This is a genomic window from Streptomyces sp. NPDC002690 (genome assembly GCF_053592415.1).
This window is the reverse complement of record NZ_JBSFVR010000114.1, coordinates 1-21,049: the sequence shown is the minus strand read 5'-3', so window position 1 is coordinate 21,049 and position 21,049 is coordinate 1. Positions and strand designations below refer to the sequence as shown.

Here is a 21,049-nt window from a genome sequence, read left to right as displayed (position 1 = left end):
GATCTCGGGCTTCTCAATGTCGCCCGACTGGACCTCGTCCACTGCCTTGCGGCCCTCGGCCGGGGCGACCGACGAACGACGTCACCGGCACCGTTGATGACGGTCACTCAGGCATTGTGGATGCCTTCGACCGGGCGGTTGTCGCGGAGGCGGGGGCGATGCTGGCCGCAGGGCGCACCGGCGCCGTCACCGTCGGCGCGGACGGCTCACGGTGCGGCCGGCCCGTCACCGTGCTCGTGGAGTCGAGCGTGCCGCCGCCCCGCATGATCGTCTTCGGGGCCGTCGACTTCGCGTCCGCCCTGACCCGGGCGGCGGCGTTCCTCGGCTACCGCGTCACCGTCTGCGACGCCCGGCCCGTCTTCGCCACGGCCGCCCGCTTCCCCGAGGCCGACGAGATCGTCGTCGACTGGCCGCACCGCTACCTCGCGACGGCCGAGGTCGACGCGCGTACCGTCCTCTGCGTCCTCACCCACGACCCGAAGTTCGACGTGCCGCTGCTGAAGGCCGCCCTGCGGCTGCCTGTCGGGTACATCGGCGCCATGGGGTCGCGGCGCACCCACCGGGACCGGGAGGCGGCATTGCGGGACGAGGGCGTCACCGAGGGCGAACTGGGCCGTCTGCACTCGCCGATCGGGCTGGACCTCGGAGCGCGGACGCCCGAGGAGACCGCCCTCTCGATCATGGCGGAGATCGTCGCGGAGCGGCACGGCGGCAGCGGGGCACGGCTCACCGGCGCCCGCACCCCGATCCATCACGCACCGGCCCCGTCCGCGGGTGCGGCTCCCTCCAGCACCGGCCCTTCGGACAGCGGCCCCTCGGGCACCGGCCTCATGGATGTCGCCTCTTTGGACATCACCTCCCTGAACGCCCTTTCCGTACCGGGCGGTTAGCCGCCACGGCGGCTTCCTGCCAGTACGAAACCGCTTTGCCGCCGGCCATTTACCGGTAGATCAGCACCATGACATTTTCAGCCCCCTCCGTTTCCGGCCGGGCGAGACCCGCTCGTCAGGGACGCACGCTCCTCCTCATAGCGACCTCCGTCGCGCTCGTGAGCGGTGTCATGCTTCCTGCCGCCGGTTCCGCTTCGGCGTCCCCCCACTCGGCGAACCCCCAGCCCTCGGCCGCGCACTCCCGGCAGGCGGCCGAACCCCAGAGCCACGACATCACCCTCGTCACCGGCGACGTGGTGCACTACGTCGAGGGCGCCGGAGCCGGCGACGACGGCACCGTCACGGTCGACCGCCCGGACGGCGCGACCGGCGGCGTCCACGTGCAGCAGTCCGGCGACGACCTCTACGTACTGCCCGACGAGGCCACCTCCCTCCTCGCCGCGGGCAAGCTCGACCGCAGACTCTTCAACATCTCCGCGCTGATCGGCATGGGGTACGACGACGAGCGGACCGGCGGTATCCCGCTGATCGCCACCTACCCGCAGTCCGTGGCGCGTTCGCTGCCCGCCGCGCCGGACGGCGCCAGGAAGACGCGCACCCTGGAGTCGATCCACGGAGCGGCACTCACCGCCGACAAGGCGGACGCTCGCACCTTCTGGGACGACATCTCCGTTTCACAGAAGGCCCGTTCGCTGGACGCGGGCATCTCCAAGCTCTGGCTCGACGGCCGTTCGACGGCCCTGTTGTCCGAATCGGTGCCGCAGATCAACGCCCCCGCCGCCTGGGCGGAGGGGTACGACGGCACGGGCATCAAGGTCGCGGTCCTGGACACCGGTATCGACGCCGACCACCCGGACGTCAAGGACCGCGTCCTGGAGTCGAAGAGCTTCGTCCCCGGCGAGGACGTGGACGACAAGAACGGCCACGGCACCCACGTGGCGTCGACCGTCGCCGGGTCCGGCGCGGCATCGGGCGGGCTGAACAAGGGCGTCGCCCCCGGAGCCGGACTGCTGATCGGCAAGGTGCTCGGGAACAGCGGCGAGGGCGCCGACTCCGGCATCATCGAGGCGATGGAGTGGGCGAAGGCCGAAGGCGCCGACGTCGTCTCCATGAGCCTCGGCGCCCCGGTGCCGGACGACGGCGGCGACCCCATGGCCCAGGCGGTCAACGCCCTCTCGGCGAACGGCGGTCCGCTCTTCGTCATCGCGGCCGGCAACTCCTACGGAGCGGGCACCATCAGCGCGCCCGGCTCCGCTGCCGATGCGCTCACCGTCGCCGCCGTCGACAAGCAGGACAACCGCGCGGACTTCTCCTCCATGGGCCCGCTGATCAACACCCACGGTCTGAAGCCGGACGTGTCCGCCCCGGGCGTCGGCATCAACGCGGCGGCCTCGCAGTCGGTCCCCGGCATCGAGGGCATGTACCAGTCGATGGACGGCACCTCGATGGCGACCCCGCACGTCGCCGGTGCCGCCGCCATCCTCAAGCAGCGCCACCCCGACTGGTCCGGCCAGCGGGTCAAGAACGCGCTGATGAGCACGTCGAAGCAGCTTCCCGCGTACACCCCGTACGAGCAGGGCACCGGCCGGGTCGACGTGAAGGCAGCGATCGACACCACGATCGAGGCCACCGGCTCCGTCGAGGTCGCCGACTACGCCTGGCCGCACGACGCCTCCGACGAGGTGGCCGAGCGCACCATCACCTACACCAACACCGGCAAGCAGGACGTCACGCTCCGTCTGGCGACCGACTCGGACTCCGACGCGTACACCCTCTCCACCCCGGAACTGACCGTCCCGGCGGGCTCGTCCGCCGAAGCCGTGCTTTCGGTCGACCCGTCCAGGATCGACGCGGGCACCCTCTTCTCGGGCCAGGTGCTCGCCACCGACGCGACCGGCGCGACCGTGGCCCACACGGGCTTCGCGGTGTCCAAGGAGGAGGAGCGCTACGACCTCACCATCCAGCTCCGTGACCGCGCGGGCGAACCGGCGGACGGCCAGGTCGTCTTCGCCGCACTCGACGACCCCACACTGAGCGTCGTCAACGTCTCGGGCGACACCACGCTGCGGCTTCCCCCGGGCAACTACTCCGCCTGGTCCACACTCGACATCGACGGTGACCGCACCGACTCCAAGGCGCTCGCCTTCCTCGCCGTACCCGAGACGATCCTCGGCACCGGGCCGAAGACCATCACCCTCGACGCGTCGAAGGCGCGAAAGATCAGCGCGAAGGCCCCGCAGGAGTCCGAGACCCGCCAACTCCGCTACGACATGGCCCGCACCTCGCCCAGCGGTCTGGTCCAGCGCGACCTCTACCAGATCCCGCTGACCTACGACGAGCTGTGGGCCGCCCCCACCAAGAAGGTCACCCAGGGAAGCTTCAGCTTCCTGACCCGCTGGCGCCTGGGCGAAGAACTGATCGACGTCGCGGCCGACGGTGACGACGTCCCGGTCACCCCGCAGGTCGGCTCCGTGGTCGCCGAGGACCGCGAGCAGAAGCTCGGCGCCGTCTACGCGGGCGACGGAAGTGCCGCCGCCTACAAGGGACTCCGTGCCAAGGGCAAGGCCGTGGTCATCACCCGCAGCGACGCAGTCGCCCCCGCCGACCGGCTCGCCAACGCGCTCGCGGCGGGTGCCGAAGCGCTCTTCGTCGTCAACGACGGCCGGGGCGTGGCCATGGAGTCCTACACCGAGTGGGGCACCGAGTCGGCGATTCCGGTCGCCTCCGCACAGACCGTCGCCGGACAGTCCCTGATCAGGGCCGCCCAGCGCGGCAAGAAGATCGACGTCGACCAGAAGAAGTTCGCCGACTACCTCTACGACCTCGTGGACCGCCACGACGGCACCATCCCCGACCGATCCCTCGCGTTCACCCCGTCCACCCGCCAGCTCGCCAAGGTGGAGAACACCTTCTACGGCGCGAAGAAGACCCTCGGCGCCGGCTACCGCTACGACATCCCGGAGTACGGCCCGGGCGTGGGATTCGACGAGTACGAGAGCTACCCCGGTGTCCGCGAGGAGTGGGTCACCCCGCTGCCGGGCGACTCCTTCTGGTACGAGGACCACTCCGTCTTCAACGCCACCGCCACCGACTTCGCGGCCCAGATGCGCAGCGCCTCGCTCGACTACACGGCGGGCCGCACCTACCGGGACGAGTGGTTCGCCCCGGTCACCTCCCCACGCCTGGGCACCGGCTACTGGGGCCCCTTCCGGACTTCCTACGACGACATGCAGTTCAACATCACCCCGTGGACCGACTCGGGCGACGGGCACTCCGGATCCATGCCGGAGGACGAGTACGACACCACCAGCTACGCCTTCTACCAGGGGGACACCCTGATCAAGGAAGGTGCGGGCCGGGCGGGGTACGCCTGGGAGCTGTCGCCCGAGAAGCTGCCGTACCGGCTGGTCCTCGACTCCCGTCGGGACGCCGGGACCTGGAAGTCCTCCATCCGTACCCACAGCGAGTGGTCGTTCCGGTCCGGGGCGCTGGCACCGGGCGAGAGTGGCTACGCCCAGGCCGACATCCCGCTGATCCAGCTGGACTTCGACGTCGACACCGACCTCGCCGGTGACGTGAAGGCGGGCAAGCGGGTCGAACTCGGCCTCGGCGCCGGGACACAGGCCTGGCTGGACGGCGCGGTGAAGGCGACGAGCGCCTCTCTGCAGGTCAGTTACGACGACGGCGCCACGTGGAGCACCGTCAAGCTGAGCAGGACCGCGTCCGGGCAGTGGACGGCGACGTTCACCCCGCCGAAGAAGGGGGCCTCTTCGGTCTCCCTCAGGGCGCACGCCGAGGGCCCGGACGGCCTCGCGGTGGACGAGGAGATCATCCGGGCCTTCGGCCTGAAGTGACCTCCGTGCGCTGAGAACCGCCCGTGGCCCCGTACCCCTCGTACCACCGGGGGGTACGGGGCCACCGTTCTCGCGTGCCGTCCGGCCGGATCGGCCGGACGGCACGATCAGCCGCCCGCCTGGAGGGCCTCCCAGGTCGCCGCGCCGACGATGCCGTCCACCGTCAGTGCGTGGTCGGTCTGGAAGGTGCGGACGGCGGTGGCGGTACCCGATCCGAATGCGCCGTCGATGGCGACGGTCGAGCCGAGGGCCGCCGTCAGCGACCGCTGGAGGCGCCTGACGTCGTCGCCGGTGCTGCCCTGCCGCAGATCCGGGGTGGCACCCGCCGACAGCAGTGCCGTCCAGGTCTTCGCGCCCACGATGCCGTCCGCGCTCAGTCCGCGGGCCCGCTGGAAGTTCTGGACCGCCGTCTTGGTCTCGGCGCCGAACACCCCGTCCTGCGCACCGGCCTCGTACCCCTGGGTGTTGAGGAGCTGCTGCACGGCCTTGACCTGGGAGCCGCTGGAGCCGGACTGCTGGGTCGTGTAGGAGGAGAAGCTCAGCGCGTCCGTCGTTCCACCGGTGGCCCCGTCGACCAGCTGCATGTAGGTGGTCCAGTCCCAGTAGGGGCCCGGGTCCGTGTGGTCGTTTCCGGGCGCCTCGCTGTGCCCGATGATGTGCGTCCGGTCCTTCGGGATGCCGTGCCGGTCGCAGAGGTAACGCGTGAGCGCCGCCGAGGAGCGGTACATCGCGTCGGTGAACCAGCTCGGGTCGTCGATCCAGCCCTCGTGCTCGATGCCCAGGGCCGAGGCGTTGGCGCTCTTGGCGTGGTACGCGGTGTCGCTGTCGCGCACCATCTGGGTGATCTGGCCGTCCGAGGAGCGGATCACGTAGTGGGCGCTGACCACGGCCGCGGGGTCCTGGAACCAGCTGATCGAGCCCGCGTACGAGCCCTGGGTGACGTGGATGACGACCTTGTCGATGTCCGCGGTCCGGCCCACCCGGTAGTTCGTGGTGGCGGCGGGCACCCAGAGCGCCGAGGGGTAGTCCGCGGACCGGGTGCTGACGTCCGGCGGCGCGAGCGTGCCCTTCTGGGGGGAGACCGGACGCGAGGTGACGGTGACTTCCTCGCCCTCGGGGGTCCGGCCGCGCAGACCTCCGGCGAGGAAGGAGTAGACGGTGTCCGCGTAGAGCGCGGCGGCCGGCCCGTCGGCACCGCCGTACCGGGCGACGGCCGGGTACCAGGAGTCGACGTCGAGCCGCTCGTTCCTGCCGAGGCCGAGGGAGTCGGCGTACGAGCGGAGCACGGCGGCGCCGCCGAGCACGTTGGTCGCGGTGTTCTCGCGCAGCTGGGCGGCCGAGGCGCCGGTGAGGGCTGCGGCCTTCTCCAGGGACCGGTTGGTCGGGTTGCTCACCAGGTGCATGACGCCGTAGCCGTTGTCCTGGCTGGGGAGTCCGTGGTGGCCGTCGAAGTGCGTCTCGCCGTAGCCGACCGCCGCGAGCAGGTCGCGGGGTACGCCGTACTCCGCGGCGGCGCGGGCGAAGGCCCGGTTCAGGGAGCCGGCGGTCGGGTCCGGCGCGGCCGAGGCCAGGGCCGGTGCTCCCGCCGTTACTACGGCCGCGACGGTGAGGGCCGCCAGGGCGGCGGAGGCGCGACGGCGCGCGGGGGCCGCGGGGCGTCTGGGCATGTCTGCTCCTGCGTGTGTGGGGGGAGAGGGAGCCCTCGGTCCCGGTGGGGTGGGCGAAGGGCTGCCGAGCGCGCACAGGCTATCCATGTGAAGAATGCATGACAACGACGCCCCGGTGCGGCGCGCCGGGTCAACACCTCATCGGAGCAATGGAACTGACGAACTGTCGAGACATGTGGGCGCCCGCCACCCGGACGGGGGCGGGCGCCGGAAACGAGGGCTACCAGCGGTCCCGGTGCACGACCTCGGCGACGGGGCGGCGCCGTACGGGGCCGAAGTTCCCCTTCGGCCACCCCACCGGGACGGCGGCGAAGGTCCGCATCTCCTCGGGGATGCCGAGTGCTTCCTTCCACTCCTCCTCCAGCATCAGGTGCCAGATGGTGACGTTGGCCGCGAGACCCAGGCCCCGGGCCGCCAGCAACAGGTTCTGCACCCCCGGATAGACGCAGGAGCCCTCCGCCAGGGCCTGGAAGCGGTCCTGCGTGGTCATCAGGCGCTCGGTCGCCACCGGCCCCAGCGCCACCGCGGAGGCGATCAGGCCCTCCTCGTCCAGGCGGGGCTCGGGGAACCGGTAACACGGCACGACGAGTGCGGGCGTGTCGGCGAAGTGGTCGCGCTGGTACTCGATGGCCGCGACCATCCGGCCGTACGCCGCGTCGTCCATGCCCTTCGGCGCGTACTTCCCGGTCGTCGCCAGATAGGCGTCCACGCACCGCTTCCACAGCGGTGCCAGATCCGCCATCACCTGGCGGTCGGTGACCACGACGTACTCGTAGGCCTGCATGTTGCCGCCGCTGGGACCCCACACGGCAGCCTGTACCAGTCGCTCCAGCGTCTCCCACGGCACCGGCTCGGGCGACAGCCGTCGCATGGCGCGCATGGTGGACATGGTGGCGAAGAGGGCGGGGTCCTCGGTCGCCGATTCTTCCCGGGGCAGTGATTCCGTTGTCATGATCGCGGAGTGTACGGGGCCAAATGAGGGAACGCGCGGGCGCGTTGGATGTCCGCCGGAGAGCCGCCCGGTCAAGAGCGCCGGCGGGCTGTCCGGCAGGAACACCGACGGGCCGTCCGGCAGGAACACACGGTGGGGTGGCCCCCGGTCGGTACCCGGGGATTCGCACACCTGCCCAGACCCCCACCGCACGGGGGAACGCGGGGCCGATCATGCTCAGCGAAGGCGTATAAAGGGCCCTTCGGAGCAGCCGGCGTCCCCCGATGGCCCACCTCATCCCCCACGCGGCAGGCGTCACCGCGTCACCGAGCGGAGGAGCGCGCCATGAGCACCTCGGAACACATCACCGACCTGCTGGTGTCGAACTTCGGTACGGACCCCGAGTCGATCGGGGACGATGTGCCGCTCCGTCGGCTACGTCTGGACTCCCTCGCCCTGGAAGAGCTGAGACTGCTCATCGAGGACCGGATGGACGTCGACCTGGAGGACGTCGAGATCACCTCCCGCGACACCGTCGGCCGGCTCGTCTCCGCCGTGCACGACAAGGTCACCGCGTGACGGGCCGGCCGGCCCCCGGTCCGTGGCCGCGTCCCCGTCCGGAGCCGTTCCACGCCGCCGTGACCGGCATCGGCCTGGTCACCGCCGCCGGTGTCGGCACCGACGCCTCGTGGCGCGGGGTCCGGGGGGAAGGAGACGGGCCCTCGGTGCCGCACCGCAGCGAACTCGAAGGTCTGCCCTGCGACTTCTTCTACACCGTCACCGGCCTGGACACCCGGGCCGAACTCGGCATCGCCGCACAGCGGCTGATGGACCGGTTCTCCCAACTCGCCGTCATCGCGGCCCGCGAGGCCGTCGCGGACGCAGGCCTCGACCCCTCGGTCTGGGACAGTGCCCGGGTCGGCGTCGTGATCGGCTCGGCCCACGGCGGACTCCCGTTCTACGACGAACAGCACACCGCCCTCGGCGAGCGCGGCGCACGCCGGGTCTCGCCGAAGCTCGCCCCCCTCGTCGTCGTCAACGGCGCTGCCAGCAGCGTCACCCTGGACCTCACCGTCCACGGCCCCAGCCTCGCCGTCTCCACCGCCTGCTCCTCCGGCACCGTGGCCATCGGCACGGCACACCAACTGCTGCGCACCGGGGCCTGCGACATCGTGATCGCGGGCGGCGCCGAATCGGTCTGCTCGCGGCTGCTGATCGCCAGCGCCTGCCAGATGAAGGCGGTCTCCACCCGGCGGGACGACCCGGCTTCCGCCTGCCGCCCCTTCGACACCCACCGCGACGGCTTCGTCGTCGGCGAGGGTGCCGGACTGCTGGTCATGGAACACCCCGACCACGCCCGCGCCCGGGGCGCTCTCGTCCGGGCCCACGTCAGCGGCTACGGCGCCGCCAGCGACGCCTTCTCCACCGTCGCCCCCGAGCCCGACGGCCTGGGCGTCGAACGTGCGCTGCGCACCGCTCTCGCCGACGCGGGGCTCACCGGCCGGGACATCGGCCACGTCAACGCGCACGGCACCTCGACGGTCGCCAACGACCTCATCGAGGCGACCATGCTCCACCGGGTCATCGGCGACCAGGCCCTCGTCACCTCGACCAAAGCGATGACCGGCCACACCCTCGGGGCCGCCGGAGGCATCGAGACGGCCCTGACGGTCCTCGCGCTCCAGCACCAACTGATCCCGCCGACCGTCAATCTCGACGCGCCGGACCCCGAGATCCCGGTCGAGGTGGTCGGCAAGGAGGCGAGGCCGCACACCTTCGATCACGCCGCCAAGACCTCGCTCGGCTTCGGCGGCCACAACGCGGCCCTGATTCTCACCCGGGCCTGAGACAGGAGAAGAACGCACCATGGGCGAGGAGATCATCCGCTCGCTGTCGGTGGAAGGGGTGCCCTTCGCCTACCGACTGCTGAGGTGTGGCGGCGGCCCCGGCGGCCCGGGGCCGGTGCACGTACCGGGCCCCGGCGCCGGTCCGGACGCCGTTCGGGTGCCGGGCCCGCACGAGGCGCCCGGAGCCGGTGCGGCCCAGTGCCCCGGCCCCGTCACCGAGCCCGTCGTGGTACTCGGCGGCGCGCTCCAGGGCATGCACGGGTGGCCCCAGATGGACGACCACCTCGGCCCGTTCGCCGACGTGGTGACCGCCGACCTCCCCGGCATGGGAAGCGCCGGCGCGCTACCGCCCGGACCGAGCGCGGAACTGCTGCGTGAGGCGGTCACCCGGATCGCCGACGACCTCGGCGCGCCTCGGATCAACCTCTTCGGCTTCTCGTACGGCACCGCGATCGCCTTCGACTGGGCTCGCCACCACCCCGGCAGGGTCGCCCGGATCGCCCTGGGCGGGGTCCCCACGCACATCTCACCGGCCCAACGCGCCCTCTGGCAGCGGGCGGTGGAGCGGATGACGGCAGGCGACGCCGACGGCCTCGCCACCCTCGCGGCCGAGGCCCTGATGTGTACGGACCCCGAACGGTACGTCCACCGGGGCGCGTTGGCCCAGCGCTACGTCCGGCGGTCCTTCCTGCACGCGCTGCGTACCTCGCCGCACGCCGCCGACTCGCTGGTACGGGCCCTGGGCGACCGCCCCGATTTCTCCGGCGGGCTCACCGGGGTGCCGGCGCTGGTCTTCGCCGGCGAGCACGACACGGTCACCTCGCCGGAACGCCAGCGGGAGTTCGCGACGAGTGTCGAGGGCAGCCGATTCCTCACGCTCGCCGACGCCGACCACTGGGTGGTTCTGGAACGAGCCGACGACGTGGCCGAGTTGGCGGCCCGCTTCTTCACGGACCGCCCGCTCCCCGCCGACCGGAGGCCCGGTCCGGCGGCCCGGCGGACGTACGCCGCGTCCGGCCCCCGGACCGGGGCCTGAGAAGCCGCCGGGTGGTTACGCCGTCGGCCGGGGCTGCTGGGACAGTTGGACCAGCGAGCCGTCGGCCGGGTCCAGGGTGTAGCCGAACACCAGCGGATCGGGAGAGCGGTCGGCGAGCGTGTCGAGCTGCTCCAGGAAGCGGGCCAGTTCGATCGGCTGATCCGTGTCCGACGAGTTGAAGGGCCGCGCCACCTCGATCCGGGCCGTCTCGGTGATCCGGATGTCGTGCTTGCCGCCGCTCGCCTTCCACTGGGGCACCGAGGAATCGGAGCAGTCCCAGGCGCCTTCCTCGGCGGAGACGTAGATGATGTCCTGGCTGATGCGGTGGCCGAGCAGGCGCAGGGCGTGGCCGGTCGCGTCGGCGCATGCGTCCGGGTTCTGTGGCGTCGGTGACGGCGACGGTGTATCGGCCGGTGAGGCGGTTGCCGGGGCCGTGGTGGAAGGCGTGGAGGCCGCGGACGGCTCGCTCTTCGAGCCGTCGCAGCCGGCGAGTGCCAGCAGCAGGGCGATGCCGAGCACCATCGGCCCGCCCAGGGCGTACCGCCGTCCGCCGCCACCTGTGCGTCTGCCCGTTCCAGCTGTGCCGATCATGGTTCCCCCGTGGTGAATCTCCGCACGGAGAAGGCCTGTTGGCCCTCCGCAGGGCGAGTTGACGATCGTCGCCCGCCACCTACTGGGCGCGCCGGGAGGGCCGTTCGGTTGCACCCCGGGGGAAAGTGGTGCACGGCGGTTCCGTCCGGCGCGGTGTCTCGTGGTCGGGTACGGCGGAGGGCCGCCCGCGAGCGGACGGCCCTCCGTGGTCGACGGTGCGGGGTCAGTGCCCCTTGCCGTGCCCCTTGTCCTTGTCGTCGTTCTTGCCCTTGCCGTGGTTCTTGTCGTCGTGCTTCTTGTCGTCCTTGGCCGAGTCGCCGCCGAGGTTCACGCGGACGATCTGCGGGTCGTGGTCGCTCGCCTGGTCGGAGAACTCCGCGTTGATGTGCACCACGTCGTAGTCGAGGCGGCGGACACCGGGGCTCGTCAGGATGTGGTCCAGCGTTTGGGAGTTGCCCTCGTACACGTAGCTGTACTGCTCGTCTCCGGGCAGCGTGGTGATCAGCGGCTTGAGTACCTTGCCGTCGGTCAGAGCGGCCACGGCCGGGGAGAACGCGAAGTCGTTGAGGTCGCCGAGCGTGATGATCTTGGCCGACTTGTCCGCCGCCAGCAGTGACTTGACGAAGGCGTTGACCTCGGCGCCCTGCTGGATGCGCTTGACCTCCGAACTGCGCTCCGGGTCCTGGTTCTTGCCGTGCAGGGGCAGGTCGCCGCCCTTGGAGGCGAAGTGGTTGCCGATGACGAAAACGGTCTTGCCGTCGAAGCGGAACTCGCCCACCAGCGGCTTGCGGCTGTCGGCCCACGCGGCGCTCGTCGGGTTGATGCGGCCGGGCGAGGCGGAGAGCTGGACGCCCTTGCGGGTGTCCACCGCGGAGACGGCGGTCGTCGCGTCACCACCCGGGCGGTCCACGAAGGAGACCCGCTTCGGGTTGAAGAGGAAGACGTTACGGATGTTGCCGCCGGGCTCGCCGCCGTCCTTGCCGTCCTCGGGGGCGATGTAGCGCCAGGAGTACCGCGGGCCGCCGGCGGCGACGATCGCGTCGGTGAAGCGCTTCAGGGTCGCCTCGGAGCCGACCGTGCCGTCACTGGTGGCGCCGTTGTCGTCCTGGATCTCCTCCAGGGAGACCACGTCCGGCGAGGAGAGGTTGACGGCGACGCCCGAGGCGAGGGTGTCGAACTTGGCCTGGTCGTCCAGCGCGTCGAGGTTCTCCACGTTGTACGTGGCGACCGCGAGTTCCTTCTTCTTCTGCTTGCGGGTGACTTCGCGCTTCAGCCCGTTGTCCGTCCGGGTGCCGACCTCGGTGGCCTGAAGGGCGTAGCCGCCGAAGGAGACGTAGTCGAGGACGCCCGTCGTGGTGCCGGAGAGCACGTCGCCCACGTTCGCGGCGGGGAGCGGCTTGGCGGTGTCCAGGGACATCACCTCGATGCGCCCGGTGTTCTGGTCGGTGTACGAGGTGTAGATCGTGCCGCCGCGCGCGCTCGGGTTCTCGTTCGGCTTGACCGTCACCCACATCTCGCCGTAGGAGTTCGTCGCGCCGACGACCCGGGTGTCCGCGATCCGGACGCGGACGCCTTCGAGGGACTCGTACAGGTCGAGGGCGTAGGTGTCCGGCTCCAGCGAGAGCGCCTCGATCGAGCCGCCGCCCGCGGTGGGCGTGTACGCGGCGGGGACCGAGGAGGCGTCGAGCACGACCGGGGCGGGCAGGGCGTTGCCGTGCGACAGCACCGTGGTCTTCGGGGCGGTGATCTCGGTGACGGACTGGGCGCCGGTGCCCGGGTAGTACTCGTCGACCTTGCCGCTGACCAGGACGGAGTCACCGGCGACGACGCCGGGGGCGGCCGATCCGGTGTAGACGAAGACGGCCTCGCTGGTGCGGGCGTCCGCGTCCGGGGCGGTGTCCTGGAGCCAGTAGCCGCGCGAGCCGGTCGTACGGATGCCGGTGACGACGCCGGGCACCCCCGTGACGGTCTGGCCGTCGAGCGGCGAGAGGCGGGTGGTGCCCTGGATGTCGTGCACCCGGACGGTGCCCGGCTCGGTGGGCCCGCTCGGCTCCCCGGGGTCGGTGGAGCCGCCGCCGGAGGTCTGGCCGGCGGTGTTGACCGGGGTCGGGGCACCCGCGGCGAAGTCGGCGGAGTTGTCGTCGGTGTCGGCCTGCGCCGCACCACGGGCCACGGAGGCGGTGGCGGACGGCGTGGGGGCCGGGGCGGTCTCGCGGACGACGGCGGAGCCGTACCCGACCAGGTCGACGATCCGGGTGTCGACGGCGCAGTCGGCCGCGGTCTTGCAGGTGAGCGGGGTGGTACCGGAGACCAGAGCGACCGTGCCGCTGCCCGCGGCCATCGCGACGGTGCCGGTGGCGTCGGGGGTGGGCAGTGCGACCGTGCCGCCCGTACCGGCGGACTCGGCCACGAGGTAGCGGCCACCCGGGGCGACGGAGCCGGCCAGCGGGGACACCTGCCAGAGCGAGCCGGCGGACGGGGTACCGGGCAGGTACTGGACGCTGTAGTCCGAGAGGTCGAACGCCGCACCGCCCGCGTTGCCCAGCTCGATGAAGTCACGGGTGAGCGTGGCGCCCGAGTTGCCTCCGCCGCCGTAGACCTCCGAGATCACGGCGCTCGCGGACGGGGCGGCGAAGGCTGCGGGCAGGGCCGTCACCGACAGCGCGACGGCGACGACACCGGCCAGCGCGGCCGAACGGGCTCTGGATATCTGCACGGGTACTGCCCCCAAAAATGTGTAGTGAGAGCAGAAAGCTATGCGCGTAGAACATGCATGACAAGGCATCAGAGGTTAATTCCCCGCATCGTGTGGGTGAGTTGCCGGTGCGGCGGGTACCCGACGGTGATGTGTTCGAGCACGAAGGAGCGGACGGCGGGGGACACCCGGCGGGTACGGACGGCACGGCCGGGACCGGGTGACGCACCGCGCCCGACGCCGCGCGCTGATCCGCCGAGGACGGCGGGACACCCCGTAGGGTCCGAAGCATGACTCCGAGCGCGGCGCGTCCCGGTCCGCGGGGGCGCGGCACACCCCCCGGTTCCCCCTCCGGCTCCCGCGGCTCCGGGCAGGAGGAACCCGACCCCAACCGTTGGCGGGCCCTCGCGGTCTGCCTGGTTGCCGGTTTCATGACCCTGCTGGACGTGTCGATCGTCAACGTGGCGCTGCCGTCCATCAAGGAAGGCCTGCACACCCCGGAATCGGACCTCCAGTGGGTGCTGTCCGGCTACGCCCTCGCCTTCGGGCTCTTCCTGATCCCGGCCGGGCGGCTCGGCGACGCACGGGGGCGGCGCGCGGTGTTCATGGTGGGGCTCGCCCTGTTCACGCTCTCCTCCGCCGCGTGCGGAGCGGCCCAGTCCAGCCTCTGGCTCGTGGTCGCCCGACTGGTTCAGGGACTTTCGGGCGGTCTGCTCTCGCCCCAGATCTCCGCCCTGATCCAGCAGATGTTCTCCGGGCGCGAACGCGGTCGGGCCTTCGGGCTGTTCGGCACGGTCGTCGGCATCTCCACCGCCGTGGGACCGCTGCTCGGCGGGCTGCTGATCCAGCTGGCCGGTGCGGAGGAGGGCTGGCGCTGGGTGTTCTACGTCAACCTTCCGCTCGGCGTCGTCTGCCTCCTGCTGGCCCGGAAGCTGCTGCCCGACACCCCGTCGGCGGGCCACGTCCGCGCCCGCGACCTGGACCCGTTCGGCGTGCTGCTGCTCGGCGCGGGCGTGCTCTGCCTGTTGCTGCCCTTCGTCCAGGCCCAGCAGTGGCACGGCAACGGCAAGTGGCTGCTGCTCCTCGTCGCCGCCGCGCTGCTCGCCGCCTTCGTCGCCTGGGAGGCGCGCTGCGCGGGCGGGGGTACGCAGCCGGTGCTGGACCTGTCGCTCTTCCGGCTGCGCTCGTACTGGCTGGGCTGCCTGCTGATCCTGCTGTACTTCGCCGGGTTCACCTCGATCTTCTTCATCACCACGCTCTATCTCCAGGCCGGTCTCGGCTACAGCGCCCTCCAGGCGGGCCTGGCCATCTCTCCGTTCGCGGTCGGCTCCGGCCTCTCGGCCATGATCGGCGGGCGGCTGGTGGGGCGGTTCGGGCGCCCACTGGTCGTCGTGGGGCTGGCCATGGTCGCGGTGGGCCTGGCGGGGACGGCCCTCGCCGTGCACCAGGTGCCGGGCCACAACGCGGGCTGGGCGATGGCGGCCCCGCTGCTGTTCGGGGGGATCGGCAGCGGCCTGGTCATCGCCCCCAACCAGACGCTCACCCTCTCCGACGTGCCGGTGGCCCACGCGGGCAGCGCGGGCGGCACCTTGCAGACCGGGCAGCGCGTCGGCTCGGCGATCGGCATCGCCGCGGTCGGAGCGGTCTTCTTCGCCCAGGTCACCGGCGACGGCTGGGCCACCGCGTACGACCACGGCCTCATCGTCTCGGTCGCCTTCGTCTGCGCCGGACTCCTCGCGGCGGTCGCTGACGTGGTGGCCGGGCGCCGCCACGGCAGGCGTACGGGCAAGGGGGCGGGGGCGACCGGCGGGGCGTGACGGGCGGTACGTGTCCGGCGGGGCGCGACGGGCGGGGCGTGACCGACGCCCGGCCGGGCCGGCGGGGCGTGACCGGCGTACCGGACACCGCCTACTTCACGCGGGACGCGGGCAGCGGGTTCCCTGAGGCGAGGGGCGACCGGGAGAGTTCCAGGCAGCCCGCGGCGATCAGGGCCACCGCCACCAGCTCCGGCAACAGCCACCAGCCGGTGCGCAGCGTCTCCCCGAAGAGCGTCACCCCGTACAGGATGCTGATCAGGGCGTCGCCGAGCGTCAGCATCGGCTGGACCGCCACCAGCGTGCCCGCCTGGAGGGCGTTCTGGAGCAGGTACAGCGCCCCGACCCCGGCTGCCGCGGTGGCGTAGAGCTGCCACGAAGCGAAGAGCTGCGTCACCCCGCCGTTGCCCTCCAGCCGGGCCATGGCGTCCTTCATCAGAGCCGCCGTCAGCGCGTAACCGCAGGCCGCGGCGAGACCGAGCAGAGCTGCGCGGGTGTTGCGGCGGGACGCCAGGGCGGCCACGATCAGGACCGCCTCGAACAGCCCGGTGACCAGGAGCGCCACGATCCAGTCGGTGCCCCGCACGGTGTCGTGGCCCCCGCCCGGGGCGGCCGACGCCATGCCCAGGGCGAGGCCGGTCGTCACGGCGGCGACGCCGTACCAGACCTGACGCGGGACCCGGACGCGCATGACGAACCCGGCCAGCAGCAGGGTCGAGGGAAGCTCGATCACGAAGATCGGCTGCACCACCGCGATCGGTCCGGTCGCGAGCGCCACAGCCTGGCAGACGGCCGCGACGATCACCAGCGCGATCCCGCCGAGCCACACCTTCTGGCGCAGCAGATGGCCGAACAGGGAGAGGCGCATCGCCGCGGAGTCCGGCACGTTGACGGCCGCCCGGCGCTGGAGGACCGAGGCGGCGCCATTGCTGAGCGCGGTCAGGATGGCGAACAGGACGCTGATCACCGGTCCATCATGCGGGCGGACCCGCTCCCGCCCCGGTCACACGGGCTGCCCGAGTGTGTCGGCCGGGCGCGGCAACGGCCGCCGGAGAGCGGGTGCCACGCGGCGCCGCAGCCGGCCGAAGGACATCCACCGAACGACCGCTCCTTGCGGACAAGAACTGTCCGCGAGTCCGCGTACCGTGCCGGACATGGCCGCTCCGAAGAACCCTCCCGGACCCCGCCCCGCCGCAGGACCTGCGCGCCCGGCCGTCCTCTCCGCCCGCGCGCTGAACCGGGCCACGCTCCACCGCCAGCTCCTGCTGGATCGGTCGACGATGTCACCGAAGGCGGCCGTCGCCCACCTCGTCGGACTCCAGGCGCAGAACACCCGGCCGCCCTACTTCCAGCTCTTCTCGCGCCTCGCCGACTTCGACCCCGCCGACCTCTCCGCGCTGATGGAGTCGCGCGAGGTCGTACGGATCGTCACCCTGCGCTCCACGATCCACACCCACACCGCCGACGACGCCCTCACCGTCCGCCCGCTCGTCCAGCCGGCCCGCGACCGCGAACTGAAACTCTTCCGGCAGGGGCTCACCGGGGTGGACCTCGACCGGCTCAAGGAGATCAGCCGCACACTCGTCGAAGAACGGCCGCGCACGGTCAAGGAGTTGCGTACCGCGCTCCTCACCGAATGGCCGGACGCGGACCCGCTCGCCCTCACCGTGGCGGCCCGCTGCGCGCTCCCGCTGGCGCAGACCACGCCCCGGGGTCTCTGGGATCGGAGCGGGCAGGTCACGCTCACCACCCTGGAACACTGGCTCGGCCGTCCGGCGCCGGACCACCTGGCCCCCGACACCCTGGTGCTGCGCTACCTCGCCGCATTCGGCCCCGCCTCCGTGAAGGACCTCCAGAGCTGGGCAGGGCTCACCCGGATGCGCGAGGTCTTCGACCGGCTGAGGCCGCGACTCCTCACCTTCCGCGACGAGAACGGCGTCGAACTCTTCGACCTCCCCGACGCCCCGCGCCCCGACCCGGACGTCCCCGCCCCGCCGCGCTTCCTGCCCGAGTTCGACAACGTCCTCCTCGGCCACGCCGACCGCACCCGGGTCATTCCGGCCGAGTTCAACGGGCGCAACGGCAAGGGGAACCAGGCGTACGGAACCGTACTCGTCGACGGATTCCTCGCCGCGATCTGGCGCCTCGACCGTACGGACGACACCGCGACCGCCACCGTGCAGCCGCTGGGCCGGCTCGGCCGCGCGGACCGGGAGGCCGTCGCCGAGGAGGCCGTACGCCTGCTGACCGTGATGACGGACGCGGGCGCGCACGACGTCCGCTTCGCCGACTTCGTGGACTTCGGGGACTCCGGGGGCTCCGGGGGCTCCGGGAAGTGAACCCGCCTCGGGTACCGGCGGGGTCCTGGGGCAGGAGGGGCTGGTTGAATCGGGTGAGGCGACCGGTTCGGGTCCACAACGAGGAGGACACATGTCGGCAACCAGCGCGACCGGGACGTTCCGGGCCGCCCGGGACTTCCTGCTCCAGCACCGCGAGGACTGGGCGACCGCCTACGAGGGATTCCGCTGGCCCCGGGTCGACCGGTTCAACTGGGCCCTCGACTGGTTCGACGTGATCGCCGAGGGCAACGACCGTACCGCCCTGCACATCGTGGAGGAGGACGGCCGCCGCACCGAGATGTCGTTCGCCCGGATGTCGGCCCGCTCCAACCAGGCGGCCAACTGGCTCGCCGCCCAGGGGGTGCGGGAAGGGGACCGCATCCTCGTCATGCTGGGCAACCAGGCCGAGTTGTGGGAGACCGCGCTCGCCGCGATGAAGCTGCGCGCCGTGGTCATCCCCGCCACCCCGCTGCTCGGACCACTCGACCTGCGCGACCGGGTCGAGCGGGGCAGGGTCGCCCACGTGATCGTGCGCGCGGAGGACACCGCCAAGTTCGACGACGTGCCCGGCTCCTACACACGCATGGCGGTCGGCGGTGCGGGCGACAGCACCCGGGTCCCGGAAGGCTGGCTCCCCTACGCGGGCGCCGACGAGCACTCCGAGGTGTACGTGGCGGACCGGGAGACGCTCCCCGACGAGCCGCTGATGCTGTACTTCACCTCCGGCACGACCGCCAGCCCCAAACTGGTCGAGCACACCCATGTGTCGTACCCCGTCGGCCACTTGGCGACGATGTACTGGATCGGGCTGCGGCCCGGCGATGTCCATCTGAACATCTCCTCGCCCGGCTGGGCCAAGCACGCCTGGTCCAACCTGTTCGCCCCCTGGAACGCCGAGGCGACCGTCTTCATCTTCAACTACCAGCGTTTCGACGCGAGTCGGCTGATGGCGGAGATGGACCGGTCGGGCATCACCAGCTTCTGCGCGCCGCCGACCGTCTGGCGGATGCTCATCCAGGCCGACCTCACGCGGCTCGCCAACCCCCCGCGCGAGGTCGTCGCGGCCGGTGAGCCGCTCAATCCCGAAGTCATCGAGACCGTACGACGGGCGTGGGGTGTCACCGTCCGGGACGGCTTCGGCCAGACCGAGACCGCCGTCCAGGTCGCCAACTCGCCCGGCCAGCGGGTGAAAGTCGGCTCGATGGGCCGCCCCACCCCCGGGTACAAGGTCGAGCTGCTCGACCCCGTCACCGGTGAACCCGGCGCCACGGAGGGCGAGATCTCCCTCGACCTCGCCGACGCCCCCATCGGGCTGATGACCGGCTACCACGGGGACCCGGAGCGTACGGCCGAGGCGATGGCCGGCGGCTACTACCGCACCGGTGACATCGGCTCGCGCGACGAGGACGGATACATCACCTACATCGGCCGCGCCGACGACGTCTTCAAGTCCTCCGACTACAAGATCTCGCCCTTCGAGCTGGAGAGCGCCCTGCTGGAGCACGAGGCGGTCGCCGAGGCGGCGGTCGTTCCCGCCCCCGACCCGGTCCGGCTCTCGGTGCCGAAGGCGTACGTCGTACTGGCCGAGGGCTGGGAGCCCGGGCCGGAGACCGCGAAGGTGCTGTTCGAGCACTCCAGGGCCGTCCTCGCCCCGTACAAGCGGCTGCGACGACTGGAGTTCGCGGAGCTTCCGAAGACCATCTCCGGCAAGATCCGCCGGGTCGAGCTGCGCGAGCGGACCGCACGCTCGACCGGAACGGAGTACGTCGAGGGCGACCTGCGGTGAGCGGGGGCGTGGCCCGCGACGAGTGAACCGGCCCGCGCCCGGGGCTTTGTGGGCCCACGCGGCCTCAGGCCGACCTCGCCCACACCGGTCGACCACGAGTGACGGACAGCCCTCAGGCGGCTTTGACTATTTCCGGTCCAGGACCCCGTGTCGCAGCCGCCCATTCGATGAGCAGGACCTCGTAAGCCTCCGAGGACCAGTCGCGCCCGGCGCGGGAGTCCACCAAGGCGCGGATGGCCTCGTTGGTCTCGGCCGCGGACGGGCCGGCAGGCTGCGAGGGGTTGCCCGGGGTCGGAGGATCGTTCGGGGAAGGGGTGCCGGACGAGGAGTGACGCGACGTCAATGCCATGACGGAAGGCTAGCGTTCGCCACTGACAACGTCGGCCCGGGCGGTGCGGCCCGGTGTCCGGGCGGGCGGCGGGGCGACCGTCGCCAGGCCGGCGGGCCGCGGCAGCACGATCCGCGCGGGCTCGCGGCGCATGCAGACGCGGGGCCGGCGGTCCAGGCCGTTGCCCACCTCTTCGGCCCTGATCCGCCGCAGCCCTTCGGTGAGCTCGTCCTCGCTCAGCACGGTGAAACCGATGCGCGCGTAGTACGGCGCGTTCCACGGGACGTCGGTGAAGGTCGTCAGGGTGAGCGCGGTGAGCCCCTGGCTCTCCGCCCATCCGGCGACGTGATCGATGAGCGCCCGGCCGATGCCGAGCCGGGCCGCCGACGGATCGACCGAGACCTGCTCGATGTGGGCGGCGCCGTCCACCGGGTCCGCGATCAGATAGCCGACCGGCCTGTCGTCGTCGAGGGCATGGGGGTGCGCCGCCACCCAGCAGCGTCCGGCGGCCCGGTAACTCTCCAGCAGTCCGAGGGGTGGCGGCTCGTCGTCGGCGACGTCTGCCATTCCGAGGGCTCTGAACGGTTCCCCGGCGGCGCGCTCGATGTCCTGGAGCCGGCGGAGATCGGAGCGTCTGGCGGAGCGGATGCGCATACGGCCAGTGTGACCCCTCCCCCACCGGAAGGTGAGGGCTTCTCGTCATGCCGTGTCGGCGTCGCTACGGGCCGGGCCGTAGGGAGTTCCGTACAGCGTCTTCTACGCCCCCGCGCTCAGCAACTCCTCGGCGGCGCCGTTGGCCGGCCGCGGGATACCGGTGAGGTCCACGGCGAACAGTGGCATCGACACCAGGTCCGCCCGCTGCGTGGCCGCGTCCTCGTATCCCGCGAGCGAGAAGAAGATCCCGGACACGGACTCGCTCAGCGCGTTCAGCCAGAGGCACTCGATCTCGCGCACCCCGGTCGGGCAGGTCGAGGTCTCGACCTGCGCCATCGCCCCGTCGGCCCGCAGATCGATGCGCGAGGCCGGGCGTTCGTCCGGCTGGACGATCCCCCGGAAGCCGAGCCAGCCGAGGTACAGCCCCGCCGCCGTCACCGCGTCCCGCGCGGTGCGGACAGGTATGGGGCGGAAGGGCGCGCGCGGGCGGGGCGCGGTGCGGGGGAGCGGGATGTGCGCGGGCCGCGCTGCCGATGCCCAGCGCCGAGGCGCGCTCCCAGTGCGAGGAGGCCATCAGCTCGGAGAGGACACCGTCCACCGCCCCCATCACCGACTCG

Annotated in this window: 16 protein-coding genes; 8 read left to right on the top strand and 8 right to left on the bottom strand. The window is 71.9% G+C overall.

Annotated features, from left to right (window positions below):
• Window positions 1-890, top strand: an 890-nt coding sequence (locus ACWD3D_RS16625; protein WP_451461575.1) for an XdhC family protein, incomplete at its 5' end; no start/stop codon positions are given.
• Window positions 891-1,060: 170 nt separating this feature from the next.
• Complete coding sequence (locus ACWD3D_RS16620; RefSeq protein ID WP_451461574.1) at window positions 1,061-4,744, top strand: S8 family peptidase; 3,684 nt, start codon at window positions 1,061-1,063, stop codon at window positions 4,742-4,744.
• 107 nt (window positions 4,745-4,851) lie between these two features.
• On the opposite strand, the gene ACWD3D_RS16615 is transcribed toward ACWD3D_RS16620, so the two are convergent.
• Both ACWD3D_RS16615 and ACWD3D_RS16610 read right to left on the bottom strand, forming a co-directional pair.
• Entirely contained in the window at window positions 4,852-6,411 is a 1,560-nt protein-coding gene (locus ACWD3D_RS16615) for a peptidoglycan recognition protein family protein (protein WP_451461573.1), read from the bottom strand.
• A 220-nt stretch (window positions 6,412-6,631) separates the two neighbouring features.
• Window positions 6,632-7,363: a nitroreductase family protein gene (locus ACWD3D_RS16610; protein WP_451461572.1), complete on the bottom strand. Its 732-nt coding sequence runs from the start codon at window positions 7,361-7,363 to the stop codon at window positions 6,632-6,634.
• A 324-nt stretch (window positions 7,364-7,687) separates the two neighbouring features.
• Between ACWD3D_RS16610 and ACWD3D_RS16605 the strand changes: the two genes are divergently transcribed.
• The 3 genes from ACWD3D_RS16605 to ACWD3D_RS16595 are packed head-to-tail and all read left to right on the top strand — an operon-like array spanning window position 7,688 to window position 10,225.
• Window positions 7,688-7,921, top strand: coding sequence for an acyl carrier protein (locus ACWD3D_RS16605; RefSeq protein ID WP_358756248.1), 234 nt, complete (start codon window positions 7,688-7,690; stop codon window positions 7,919-7,921).
• A complete protein-coding gene (locus ACWD3D_RS16600; protein ID WP_451461571.1) occupies window positions 7,918-9,189 on the top strand; it encodes a beta-ketoacyl-[acyl-carrier-protein] synthase family protein in 1,272 nt (423 codons plus the stop codon). Before ACWD3D_RS16605 ends, ACWD3D_RS16600 begins: the two co-directional genes overlap by 4 nt.
• 19 nt (window positions 9,190-9,208) lie before the next feature.
• Window positions 9,209-10,225, top strand: a complete 1,017-nt coding sequence (locus tag ACWD3D_RS16595; protein WP_451461570.1) for an alpha/beta fold hydrolase — start codon at window positions 9,209-9,211, stop codon at window positions 10,223-10,225.
• Between the two features lie 15 nt (window positions 10,226-10,240).
• Here the strand turns inward: ACWD3D_RS16595 and ACWD3D_RS16590 are convergent, their stop codons facing one another.
• Window positions 10,241-10,816, bottom strand: a complete 576-nt coding sequence (locus tag ACWD3D_RS16590; protein WP_451461569.1) for a hypothetical protein — start codon at window positions 10,814-10,816, stop codon at window positions 10,241-10,243.
• A 223-nt stretch (window positions 10,817-11,039) separates the two neighbouring features.
• Window positions 11,040-13,532 (bottom strand): endonuclease/exonuclease/phosphatase family protein, encoded by a 2,493-nt coding sequence (locus ACWD3D_RS16585; RefSeq protein ID WP_451461568.1) that lies wholly within the window; start codon window positions 13,530-13,532, stop codon window positions 11,040-11,042.
• A gap of 269 nt (window positions 13,533-13,801) precedes the next feature.
• On the opposite strand from ACWD3D_RS16585, the gene ACWD3D_RS16580 reads away from it, so the two are divergent.
• On the top strand, window positions 13,802-15,328 hold the full coding sequence (locus ACWD3D_RS16580; RefSeq protein WP_451461567.1) for an MFS transporter: 1,527 nt from the start codon (window positions 13,802-13,804) through the stop codon (window positions 15,326-15,328).
• 91 nt (window positions 15,329-15,419) lie between these two features.
• On the opposite strand, the gene ACWD3D_RS16575 is transcribed toward ACWD3D_RS16580, so the two are convergent.
• A complete protein-coding gene (locus ACWD3D_RS16575) occupies window positions 15,420-16,292 on the bottom strand; it encodes a DMT family transporter (protein ID WP_451461566.1) in 873 nt (290 codons plus the stop codon).
• Window positions 16,293-16,479: 187 nt separating this feature from the next.
• Here ACWD3D_RS16575 and ACWD3D_RS16570 point away from each other — a divergent pair, with 187 nt between their 5' ends.
• Together ACWD3D_RS16570 and ACWD3D_RS16565 are read left to right on the top strand one after the other, a co-directional pair.
• Window positions 16,480-17,664: a winged helix DNA-binding domain-containing protein gene (locus ACWD3D_RS16570; RefSeq protein ID WP_451461565.1), complete on the top strand. Its 1,185-nt coding sequence runs from the start codon at window positions 16,480-16,482 to the stop codon at window positions 17,662-17,664.
• Window positions 17,665-17,755: 91 nt separating this feature from the next.
• Window positions 17,756-19,450 (top strand): AMP-binding protein, encoded by a 1,695-nt coding sequence (locus ACWD3D_RS16565; RefSeq protein WP_451461564.1) that lies wholly within the window; start codon window positions 17,756-17,758, stop codon window positions 19,448-19,450.
• A 112-nt stretch (window positions 19,451-19,562) separates the two neighbouring features.
• On the opposite strand, the gene ACWD3D_RS16560 is transcribed toward ACWD3D_RS16565, so the two are convergent.
• From ACWD3D_RS16560 to ACWD3D_RS16550, 3 genes are all read right to left on the bottom strand, one after another.
• On the bottom strand, window positions 19,563-19,799 hold the full coding sequence (locus ACWD3D_RS16560; RefSeq protein WP_451461563.1) for a hypothetical protein: 237 nt from the start codon (window positions 19,797-19,799) through the stop codon (window positions 19,563-19,565).
• A gap of 9 nt (window positions 19,800-19,808) precedes the next feature.
• On the bottom strand, window positions 19,809-20,432 hold the full coding sequence (locus tag ACWD3D_RS16555; RefSeq protein ID WP_451461562.1) for a GNAT family N-acetyltransferase: 624 nt from the start codon (window positions 20,430-20,432) through the stop codon (window positions 19,809-19,811).
• Window positions 20,433-20,534: 102 nt separating this feature from the next.
• Window positions 20,535-20,870 (bottom strand): hypothetical protein, encoded by a 336-nt coding sequence (locus ACWD3D_RS16550; RefSeq protein WP_451461561.1) that lies wholly within the window; start codon window positions 20,868-20,870, stop codon window positions 20,535-20,537.
• Window positions 20,871-21,049 lie beyond the last annotated feature (179 nt).